General features: G+C 66.3%; 10 protein-coding genes and 2 pseudogenes. 7 read left to right on the forward strand and 5 right to left on the reverse strand.

The window, feature by feature from the left end; genetic code table 11:
• The 3 genes from AB0B72_RS39755 to AB0B72_RS39765 all read left to right on the forward strand — a co-directional run.
• Nucleotides 1-309 (forward strand): substrate-binding domain-containing protein (locus tag AB0B72_RS39755; protein WP_367744950.1); only part of this gene is annotated, 309 nt, incomplete at its 5' end.
• Between the two features lie 284 nt (nucleotides 310-593).
• Nucleotides 594-1,166, forward strand: coding sequence for a TetR/AcrR family transcriptional regulator (locus tag AB0B72_RS39760; RefSeq protein ID WP_367744952.1), 573 nt, complete (start codon nucleotides 594-596; stop codon nucleotides 1,164-1,166).
• Nucleotides 1,167-1,776: 610 nt separating this feature from the next.
• Complete coding sequence (locus AB0B72_RS39765) at nucleotides 1,777-2,328, forward strand: hypothetical protein (protein ID WP_367744954.1); 552 nt, start codon at nucleotides 1,777-1,779, stop codon at nucleotides 2,326-2,328.
• A 193-nt stretch (nucleotides 2,329-2,521) separates the two neighbouring features.
• On the opposite strand, the gene AB0B72_RS39770 is transcribed toward AB0B72_RS39765, so the two are convergent.
• Nucleotides 2,522-2,818 (reverse strand): DUF1330 domain-containing protein, encoded by a 297-nt coding sequence (locus AB0B72_RS39770; protein ID WP_367744962.1) that lies wholly within the window; start codon nucleotides 2,816-2,818, stop codon nucleotides 2,522-2,524.
• Between the two features lie 461 nt (nucleotides 2,819-3,279).
• Between AB0B72_RS39770 and AB0B72_RS39775 the strand changes: the two genes are divergently transcribed.
• The 3 genes and pseudogenes from AB0B72_RS39775 to AB0B72_RS39785 all read left to right on the forward strand — a co-directional run bounded on the left by AB0B72_RS39775 (nucleotide 3,280) and on the right by AB0B72_RS39785 (nucleotide 6,402).
• Nucleotides 3,280-3,975: an alpha/beta hydrolase gene (locus AB0B72_RS39775; RefSeq protein WP_357157172.1), complete on the forward strand. Its 696-nt coding sequence runs from the start codon at nucleotides 3,280-3,282 to the stop codon at nucleotides 3,973-3,975.
• A 146-nt stretch (nucleotides 3,976-4,121) separates the two neighbouring features.
• Nucleotides 4,122-4,964, forward strand: coding sequence for a GNAT family N-acetyltransferase (locus AB0B72_RS39780; RefSeq protein ID WP_367744956.1), 843 nt, complete (start codon nucleotides 4,122-4,124; stop codon nucleotides 4,962-4,964).
• 197 nt (nucleotides 4,965-5,161) lie between these two features.
• A pseudogene (locus tag AB0B72_RS39785) lies at nucleotides 5,162-6,402 on the forward strand (IS256 family transposase).
• A 32-nt stretch (nucleotides 6,403-6,434) separates the two neighbouring features.
• On the opposite strand, the gene AB0B72_RS39790 reads toward AB0B72_RS39785, so the two are convergent.
• Nucleotides 6,435-6,782 (reverse strand): group II intron maturase-specific domain-containing protein, encoded by a 348-nt coding sequence (locus AB0B72_RS39790; protein ID WP_367744958.1) that lies wholly within the window; start codon nucleotides 6,780-6,782, stop codon nucleotides 6,435-6,437.
• A gap of 244 nt (nucleotides 6,783-7,026) precedes the next feature.
• On the opposite strand from AB0B72_RS39790, the gene AB0B72_RS39795 reads away from it, so the two are divergent.
• The gene (locus AB0B72_RS39795) at nucleotides 7,027-7,281 is read left to right on the forward strand and encodes a ParB-like protein (protein ID WP_367744959.1); all 255 of its coding nucleotides are present in this window, start codon (nucleotides 7,027-7,029) and stop codon (nucleotides 7,279-7,281) included.
• A gap of 378 nt (nucleotides 7,282-7,659) precedes the next feature.
• On the opposite strand, the gene AB0B72_RS39800 is transcribed toward AB0B72_RS39795, so the two are convergent.
• The 3 genes and pseudogenes from AB0B72_RS39800 to AB0B72_RS39810 form a co-directional block, all read right to left on the reverse strand.
• Nucleotides 7,660-8,952, reverse strand: coding sequence for a hypothetical protein (locus tag AB0B72_RS39800; protein ID WP_367744963.1), 1,293 nt, complete (start codon nucleotides 8,950-8,952; stop codon nucleotides 7,660-7,662).
• 40 nt (nucleotides 8,953-8,992) lie between these two features.
• Nucleotides 8,993-9,265 (reverse strand): annotated as a pseudogene (locus AB0B72_RS39805) (DUF4913 domain-containing protein); the annotation flags it as partial.
• On the reverse strand, nucleotides 9,262-9,834 hold a 573-nt coding region (locus AB0B72_RS39810), incomplete at its 5' end, for a type IV secretory system conjugative DNA transfer family protein (protein WP_367744960.1). The gene AB0B72_RS39810 and the pseudogene AB0B72_RS39805, both read right to left, overlap by 4 nt.

A 9,834-nucleotide genomic window follows, 5' to 3' on the forward strand; every position in this document is an offset into this window, starting at 1 on the left:
GAGCGCGGAATCCGGGTGCCGTCGGACCTGGCCGTGGTGACCTACGACGACGAGGTGGCCGAGCTGTGCGACCCGCCGCTGACGGCGGTGCGTCCTCTAAGACGGCCGTCGGCCAGGCCGCCATCGCCTTGCTGGCGGCGCGCCTGCGTGACCCCGGACGCCCTGCGCACCGCGTTGGGACGTGTCTCCGCACGTCAGCGATGGCCAGCGCGTGGAAGCGCGCAGGCCAGGTCGCCGTCAGCGCTGTGCGCTGCCCTTCGGTGCCACGCCCGGTGCGCTCTTGCCGCTCCCGTCCTTCGGTTGTCGTGACGCAAGGGTGCTTGAGCAGGTGGGTGCCCACCTCGGTCGCTCCGGCTGGCTGCGCATGTTAGATTGTGCTCACCATCTTACGTGCGGGGCGTCGCCCGTGCCCTGGAGTCTGGACGGTTTTTGCGCGGACTCGCTGGTGCGACGGATTGGCGGTGGGTGCCGGCCGACAGGGAGCCAGGGCAGGCGATAGACGGCAGGCGTAATCTTACGCTCGGGGTGTTAGTCCGCTGGTTGATGTGACGACCTGCGACGGGGCAGAAGGCCGGCATTACGGAGGGTGATGAATGAGTCGCGTCTCGCAAGCAGAAGCGAAGGTCAACCGAGAGCGAGTGGTGGCCGCGGCCTCTCGGCTGTTCCGTGAGGACGGTGTGGTCAAGGTCGGCATCGCGGATGTGATGAAGTCGATCGGACTGACTCAAGGCGGCTTCTACAAGCAGTTCGCCTCTAAAGATGCTCTCGTTGACGAAGCGGCCGCCAAGGCCTTCGCCGACAACTTGCAAGACCTCGTGGCTCTGGACCACGAGGCCGGGGGGCATCAGGCGGCGTGGCAGTCGCTGCTCGAGTCCTACTTCTCCGTCGAGCATCGCGACAACCCTGGCACTGGTTGTCCCGCAGCCGGTTTCGCGGGCGACATTGCGCGTGAGCCCGAGCACAGGGAGACCTACGCCAGGGGCGTCCAGGAACTCGCGGGGTGGATCGCGCCTGGTGACGCCGGCCTGGCCGCCTATGCCACGCTCGTCGGCGGCATACTTCTTGCCCGTGCCACCGCAGGCACGCCTTTGTCGGAGCAGATCCTGCAGGCGGCACATGCGGCGGTGGCGAGGGCTGCCGACGGTGGTCAACCGGAAACCGGCTGACGTGTAGGCCACCTCGGTGTCCTGACCCGCTTGGTGTCCCGCAGGGCTGTGTGCGCGGCGCCGGTGTTGCCGGCGGTGGCCTCCGCGTTGGCCGTGCTGGTGGGGCTGACCGTTACCTCCTTCGGCGGATCCGTCCTCGCAGGCGTGGAGTCGGGACGCGATCGCGCCGCGGTGACCTCAGTCGGCGCGGACGCCCGCGTGCAGACCTTCGGCGCCCTGCCGCAGGGACTCGGCGCGCAGGTCCGGAAGGTTACAGGTGTCCGCGAGGCGACGGGCGTCCGGATCGGGAACGGGCAACGGATCGCCAACTCTTCGACCCGTTTCGACCTGTTGGTCGTCGATCCCGAGCCGTACGCCCGTCTCGTGGCGGCCACCGGCCTCGGGTCCTCCCTCCGCGCAGACAGGCTGGACTCCGGCACATCGGGGGCCATTCCGGCCATCGCCTCCCGGCAGTCGCGCGGAAGCTCGGGAAGGGCGTCGGTGACGCGGAGACCGTCAGGTCCTCAGGCGGGTCATCGTACGCGTCGTCGCCACACAGGACGCCACACCAGCAGCCCCCAGCCACGAGTTCGTCATTGCTTCGAAGGCCGCCCTGGCGAAGGTGGCACCCGTGTCCAAGGAGCCGGCGCACGGGCCCTCGGTGCTGTACACGACGGGGACCGGCATCGACACGAAGGCCCTGCCGCGCCGTCGTGGCCAAGGCCACGCCCAAGACGCAGGTGACGCTGCGGCCCTGGCCAACCACGCCTCACTGGTACTGGCCGACGAACCTGCCGGCCAACTTGACTCAGCCGCCGCCGAGCAGGTCTTCGACGCATTCCGCACCGCCAACGAAAAGCTCGGCACGGCCATCGTGTTCGTCACTCACGACCGGGCGGTGGCCTCCGCGGTCGACCGCACCGTCGCCATCCGCGACGGCCGCACCGTCTCCGAGGTCGTCCGCCACACCAGCGTCGACGACGAAGGCCGTACCACCATCCATGCCAGTGAGTACGCCACCGTCAACCGTGCCGTCCGCCTCCAGCTTCCCCGTGGCTTCACCTACGCCCTCGACATCCGCAACCGCGTCCGGCGTGAACTCGAACCCCACCACATCGCCGTCCGCCCTGACCATCCCGCGGACTACGGACAGCCCTGGCAGCGTTCGCCTTTCGCGATGTGATGCGCCGTTCGGGTTCTGAATCGGACGGAGTGCAGCCGTCAGGCTGTGCGCGGCCGAACGAGTACGTGTTCGTGAGATCGATGACGTGAAGGCAAGTCCCCCGCGCGGAACGGCCCTGACCCTAGGGGTCAGGGCCGTTGCGTCTTCAGCTCCCGGGCCATTCACCTGCCCGGTTCCGGTCGGGATGACGGCGTCACTCGGAGGCGCCAGCCGCCGCCGCGACCGCGGCACGTACCTCCTGGGCGAACCCCTTCACGGTGTAGCCCGGAGGCAGGCTGTCGATCAGGACGATGTCCGAGATCGCGTTGCGCACGCGCAGCGGCAGGATCGCCTGGTACTCGGGCGAGCGGTACCAGGCCTCAGCGGCGGCACGGTCGGGGAACTCCATGAGCACGACCAGACCCGGCCACGAACCCTCGATCGCGTCGGCTGTTCCGTTGGCCAGCCACTTCCCGCCGAACGGCTGGACAGTGGCCTCGACCTGCTCCAGCTACGACAGTCCCTGCTCGTTCGGGACGTCGCCAGGGATGCGGAGATGGTTGATCAGGTAGGTACTCATCGGAGGTTCCTCTCAAGGCGGCTAAGCGTGGTGGGCGCGCAGCGACAGTTAAATTACTACCGTCATCTAACTCGATGGACGGCGATTCGGCACAACTTAGATGTCGACCATAATCCATATGAGGGTGGGTACCCCATCGAGGTAACCGTCGACACTCCGTGGGCTGCGCAGACCTCTTAGATTGTGAACGTAATCACAGATGTGGCCGGGCGGACAACCTGATCAAGTCGCGCCGCTGGCAGGTCGGGAGGGGTTTTCCCTTGCGGCAGGGTGGCTCGCCCCCGCCTCATAGATAATTGGTGACATCTATCACGTGGACGCTGTGAGGCGGGGGCCTGCATGATGGGCCCGCACATCATGCCCAACGCATCACCTGCCCCTATGAGGTTCGAATGACCCTGCCGTCGCTGTTGCTGGTCCCCGGAGCGTGGCACAAGCCCGAGCATCTGCAACTCCTCATCGATGACCTGCCCGGCATCGATGTCCACACCGTGGCGCTCACCTCGTGTGGCGACGATCCCAAGGCGCTGGGCGACATGTACTCCGACGCGGCCGCCATCAGGGCCGCGGTCGAGGCGATCGGCGGGCCCGTGGTCGTCGTCGCGCACTCCTACGGCGGCGTCCCCACCACGCAGGCGCTCGCCGATGCGTCCAACGTCAAGAGCATCGTCTACCTCGCCGCGTTCCAGCTCGACGCAGGGGACTCCCTGCTGTCGAGCGCGGGCGGCGACCCGGCACTTTGGTGGGAGTTTCACCGGCAGGAGGGTGTCGGTGACTTCCTGACCGTCGCGAACCCGGTTGAGGTGTTCTACGGCGACGTGGACAGGAGCGTTGCCGAGAAGGCGGCGGCAGCCCTGGGTTACCAGTCCTACGCCGCCACCACCCAGAAGCTGACCGCGGTCGCCTGGCAGACGATTCCGAGCACCTACATCATCTGCGAAGCAGACGGCGCCATCCCGCCCTTCGTCCAGGAACTCTTCGCGAAGCGCGCCGACAGGACGCTGCGGCTGAACAGTTCGCACTCGCCCTTCCTGTCGCAGCCCTCCGCACTCGCCCAGCTCATCAGGCACGAACTCAGCCTGCCCTGAGCCGACCGGCGCGGACTTCAGCCAGAGCGTGAGCCCTGCTGCCCCTACCGCCCGCCAGTCGCGTCCGCTGTGGCCGGCGGGCCCTCAACCGCTTCCCCACGGCTCCGCGGGTTGCCGCTCGTGGGCAAGCAAAAAGATGCGATCTCGTGACCTGGTTCATTATGGACAAGCCCGAAGTGTTTCGCTCCGAGGCGGGGCCTTTTCTCGCCGCACGTCCCGACCTGCACACCATGCTGCTGTCCGGACTCGACACGATCGAGCAGCTGCGGTCCGGAGGTGAACCCCCGCCCACGGTGCTGGGCTGGTGGCGGGAACCGGATGAAACAGCGACGACGGCCGCGTTCGTGTGGATGCCACCGCACCTGCTGACCGCGAGCCGCCTTTCCCAGGCCGCGGCAACGCACCTGGCCGGACTCTTGGCCACCCAAGCTCAGCCGTTTGCACAGCTCCTGGCCGACGACTCATCGGTCCGTGCCTTCTCCGAAGCGTGGCAGACGACCACCGGCTCCGCGCCGAAGAGCGGACCGCACCTGCGCCTCTATCGTCTTGGCCGGCTCGTGTGCCCTGACGTCGCACCGCCTGGGGCACCGCGGACGGCAACCGACGGTGACCGGGCTCTTCTCCACGACTGGTGCACCCGTTTCGTCACGGAAGCCGGCTCGCTCGGAGCGGATCTCGACGCATTCATCGACGAGCGGATGAGCCGGGGCGGTTGGCGGTTGTGGACGGTCGAGGACGAACCAGTGGCCATGGCCGCTATGACGTCGGTGGTGGCCGGCACGGCTCGCCTCACCCCCGTCTACACGCTGCCCGAACAACGCGGCCGGGGCTACGGCTCCGCCGTCACCGCAGCCGTTTCCCAAGCAGCCCGCGACGCCGGTGCGGAACACGTACTCCTCTTCACCGACCTCGCCAACCCGACGAGCAACAGCGTCTACCAGCGCATCGGATACCGCCCTGTCTCGGACTACCGAATCGTGGTGTCCTGACACCGCAAGATCAATGAATGGCTGTTCCGGGCAGGCGATCAACGCACTGCCGGAACCGCCAGACGTTGGCCGGCCGGGTGACGTCCCCTCGGGTGGTGTAACTCCAAGCTGGTGAAGCAAGCCCCAGACATGGGGCGAGCCATCGTGTGACGGTCAGCGAGTTCCCGACCAAAGGTTCTCGCGGAGGACACCACACGATGGCTCTGGATCAGTCTGCCCTGCTCGACCTGTTGGAGTCTTTGAAAGCCGCCGACGCCGACGACGTCATCCGCCACGCGCTGCAAGCCGTGCTGCAAGCGTTGATCGAGGCGGAGGCGACCGCGATGATCGGCGCTGCCCCGCATCAACGCACCGACCAGCGGACCACCCAGCGCAACGGGCACCGGGACCGGCTACTGACCACCGCCGCCGGCGACCTGGAACTGAAAATCCCGAAACTGCGGTCGGGGTCGTTCTTCCCCTCGCTGCTGGAACGCCGCCGCCGTATCGACCAGGCCCTGTTCGCGGTGGTGATGGAGGCCTACCTGCACGCAGTGTCCACCCGCAGCGTCGATGACCTGGTCAAAGCTCTCGGCGCCGACAGCGGGATCTCCAAAAGCGAGGTCTCGCGCATCTGCGCCGACCTCGACAGCGAGGTCGCAGCGTTCCGGGACCGGACGCTGTCCCACACCACCTTCCCCTACGTCTTCCTGGACGCCACGTACTGCAAGGCGAGGGTGAATCACCGGGTCGTCTCCCAAGCCGTCGTCATCGCCACCGGCGTCTCGGCCGATGGCCGCCGGGAGATCCTCGGCTTCGCCGTCGGCGACAGCGAGGACGGCGCGTTTTGGACCGCGTTCTTGCGCTCGCTGAAAGCCCGCGGACTGGGCGGGGTTCAGCTGGCCATCTCTGTCTGATGCTCACGCCGGCCTGGTGGCTGCGTTGCGGGCGGTCTTCCTCGGCGCATCCTGGCAGCGGTGTCGCGTTCACTTCATGCGCAACGCGCTCGCCCGCGTTCCCAAGGGGGCAGCCGGAGATGGTCACCGCTGCCATTCGAACGATCTTTGCCCAGCCCACCGCCCAGACGGTCCGCTCCCAACTGGCCACCATCGCTGCCATGCTCGGCCGTCGGTTCCCACCCGTGGAACAGATGCTGCTGGACGCGGCCGACGACATCACCGCCTTCGCCGACTTCCCCTACCAGCACTGGAAGAAGATCTGGTCGACCAACCCCCTGGAGCGGCTCAACCGTGAGATCAAACGACGATCCGATGTCGTCGGCGTCTTCCCCAACCCCGACGCCCTAGCCCGCCTGGCCGGCGCGGTCCTGGCCGAACACCACGACGAATGGCAAGTCAGCGAACGCCGCTATCTCTCAGAAGGCTCCATGGCCCAACTCGCCGCCCCACCCGCAGATCTGGCCGAACCCCTGGCACAGACCGCCCTGACCGCGTCATAGTCACAACAACCCCACTCGCCGACCCCACATGATCAGCTGGAGTTACACCACCCGGCGGGACGTGACCGCCAGGGGTTGGGGATCTTCGTTCCCTGGTATGAGTGGCGACGAATGCTCGCTCCTGCCAGATAAAACAGGATCACGTCTCCCTCGGCTGGCCACCATCTGTCGCGTGTATAACGGCGCCGGAGTTGCTTCCAGGCCGTCTTCGGGTGTTTGCGGCGCAACCAGGCGAAGACCCACTGCCACAGATAGGCCCTCACATAGCTGAAGGTCTCACTGGAACAGCCGTACTGGAAGTAGGCGGTCCAGCCTCGAAGCATCGCGTTGAGTCGATGCAGCAGGGCCGCTTTTTTCGGAGCATGGAGAAGCCCCGCCAAAGCATCTTTGGCGGGGCTTCAGGATGGCCTGACGGCTACGCGTTGTGCGGTCTTCTTCCTGACGGCTATGGGTTGGGGTGGTCGTCGAGGGCGGTGTTCATGTGGTCGATGGCACTATGTGCTCGGCGAGACCACGCCGGTCCTGAACCACAATTGTGAGTCGACTGGAACACATTCGTTGGAACCAACTCACGAGATCAGGGGTGACGCCTCGACAAAGCGTGTTCGCTCCCTGCGTAATAACATGCAAGATGGGTCTTTCGACTGGGAGCAGAGCCCAATCTCCGTCGTGAAGGACGGAGAAGGAGCGATGTATGTGGTGGACGGACATCACCACCTCGCTGCGGCGCGTTACGCGGGGCTAGACCGAGTTGCTGTCCGAGATGTGACCGAGGAGCTGACTAATGGAGGTTTCCTTGGCTATAGAGATATGGAGGATGTGCTATCCTCTGCGGCTCAATATGTAGGTAATCGACTCAATCCTTACAAGTTAAGGTAGCTGTAGTGTCGTCAGACTTCGAGTTTCTGGACGAAGCCCTTAGGTGCTTCGTCCAGGCCAGCGCAGCCGTAAAAGCTACCTTCCATGCGGATTCGGCTTCTGGCATCGTGGCCGCGGTACTTCAAGGGGAAAGGGCGCGGAACGGGGTATGCGACAACGGTTGGGAATACTTTGTTCACGGGGTTGGCTATACCGTTGTAGTGCCGTCGGGCGGGCAAGTGCACTTTGATGGAAGTGTGCAAGGGGACTTTTTTACGGCTTATGACATGTCGTTCTTTTCGGAGACGGTGGATGGAGCGGATAAGGTTGATGTCGCGACCGTAAATGTATGGTGCGAAACCATGTGTGAGCGGGGAAGTCTCCGTCGCGTAGGAAAATTCAAATATTCACTCCCCTGACATTCTGATTCTCGTGGTTAAACGCCACATTAGGCATCGGTGAGGGCGTGAGCGCGGGGTGGCCGTAGATGGTTAGATGAAACGGTTCCGTCCGGGATGGGCGGATGTCGTGCTCTGCGCCGCCGATACGGCGGTCGAGGCCGTACCTGACTCGGTGGACAAGTTGAGGCGGGTGTCCGACACGGCGGTTCTGGTGGACAGCCATTCCAGCCATCGGCCGGTTCCATCCGTTCGCGGGCGGCTTGCGGGGTGAATGCGGTGGGGCTACGGCGTAGTTCGAGGGCGTGAATCTCGGGCCACAGCTGCGGTCTCTGGTCCGGGTCTGCGGTGAGGAAGATCGCCTCGCTGATCGCCCATGACGTGCGACCTTGGGTGCGGACAGTTCCTCGTAGGCCGTCCGGAGCGCCGATGTGTCTCCGCCCGGTAGGTGCCCGGCCTTGCCAGCCCGGATCATGTCGCCCTTATCTTGTTCGGTGACGGCGACGAGCGCTTCGAACGTGTGCAGGACTGATCTAAGGGCCGGCACCATCGCCCCAGTGCTGGTCGCAAGTGCTTGAGGGCTCTTGATCTCGGCGGCATCGTGCGGCGCGGGAGTCCACAGCGGGTTGGCGTAGAGCAGTCGTCCGAGGCGGACGGCCATCTGCTCCAAATGTTGCTGGCGCAGTGACCTCGTGATGGGTCCGGGGCGAAGATGGCGCAACCAGGCCCGGCGTACGCCCTTCCATTCGGCGTGTGCCTGGTCTAGGCCGTCGGTGGCGCGTTGCAGGAGCTGGCCGAGGTCGTGCCGGCGGTCGGGGTTCAGCTCATAGGCCCGGCGGGTGAGCTGAGTGAGCATGCGAGCGCTGATGTGAGTGATGATCGAGGCCGCCAGTGCTGTTCGGTGCCATTCCGCTGGCCCCTTGTCGGCATCGTGGTAGCGCAGGACGCGCAGAGCTTCGGCACCGGTGGTGATGCCCGCGCGGAGCTCGTCAGCGGTTTGTGCCACCTGCGGGATCGGCTCTGGTGAAGCATGCTGATTAAGGGGGACAACCCGCAAGGCGGGGGAGCCGTCCAGCCGCGCTGCTGCGACTATGGGGGACGAGCTCAGCAGGTTGTGCGCTGCTCGGATGTCCGCGGCGTGCGCGTGAGCCGTACGGTCCAGAATCGATGACAGGGTCAGCGCGTGGCCGGCCACCTCGCTGAGCAGGTGGCTGCGGACGCGCTGGTCGGTGATGACGGTGGCCCAGTCGGAGCGGGCATGGGTTCTTCGCGGGGAGAAGTGAGTGGCCAGCACATCGCCGGCGGCTCCCCACGCGACCGCCGCGGCGGTGCTCGTCCTCGCTGCACTGGTAGAAGGGCCCGCGGGCACCGAGCAGGATCGGCAACTGGTGGTCGAGGTGGTCGCGGTACCAGACGCCCATCCCGGTGCCGGCTTCCAGGCGCAGCGCCTCCCATGCGTGCCACAGCGCGGTCAGCCGCGAGATGGCCTCGGCGTGCTTCCACCACTGGGCGCACCAGCGGAACTCACCGCCCAGCGTGCGCCGATACATGGGGCGGAACCGCTCGGTGACCCACTCTTCGAGCGTGGCGTACACCGGCTCAGTCATCGCGCCGCCCCTTCGGTGATGAGTCGTTCGAGCCTGGCGCGGGATGCCTGGATCCGGTTGGCGTCGCGGCTGCGATACCAGGGGAGCAGGGAGATCAGGCCGGGGCGCCCGCCGGTGGCCAGGAGCAGCGCGGTCCCTGGTGGCAGGGCCCGGATGGCGGCCGGTTCGAGGATGTCCTGACGGCGCAGCGAGATTTGCTCCGACGCTCGCCCGTCGGCGTAGGAGACCGAGCGGACGGGGACGTCGTGCTGGCCGACGAGCGTGGCGAGGTCGCGGGCCAGGCGGGGGGAGTCGACGCCGGCGCCGATCACCTTGCGGGTCGCGGCGCCCCACAGTGCGGCCATGCCCGTCTCGCCCCACACCGTCATGCCCTGTTCGTACGACTGCAGGATCGTCACGGGCACGATGCCGCGCGAGCCGAGATGGCTGTAAAGCTCGGGCAGGTCGGCGATCCGGCAGATGTTGGCCGCCTCGTCCAGGCAGACGACCATCGGCGGGTCGAGCCGTCCGCCCAGGCGCTCGGCCCGCCGTTCGGCGGCACGCATGGTGGTGTCGGTGAGCGCGGCGAT

The organism is Microbispora sp. NPDC049125 (assembly GCF_040802045.1).
Classification (GTDB): Bacteria; Actinomycetota; Actinomycetes; order Streptosporangiales; family Streptosporangiaceae; genus Microbispora.

Excerpts from the sequence above, each read along its gene's own strand:
- AB0B72_RS39775 (WP_357157172.1), top strand. The coding sequence starts at position 3,280 with ATGACCCTGCCGTCGCTGTTGCTGGTCCCCGGAGCGTGGCACAAGCCC.
- AB0B72_RS39795 (WP_367744959.1), top strand. The coding sequence starts at position 7,027 with ATGCAAGATGGGTCTTTCGACTGGGAGCAGAGCCCAATCTCCGTCGTG.
- AB0B72_RS39760 (WP_367744952.1), top strand. The coding sequence starts at position 594 with ATGAGTCGCGTCTCGCAAGCAGAAGCGAAGGTCAACCGAGAGCGAGTG.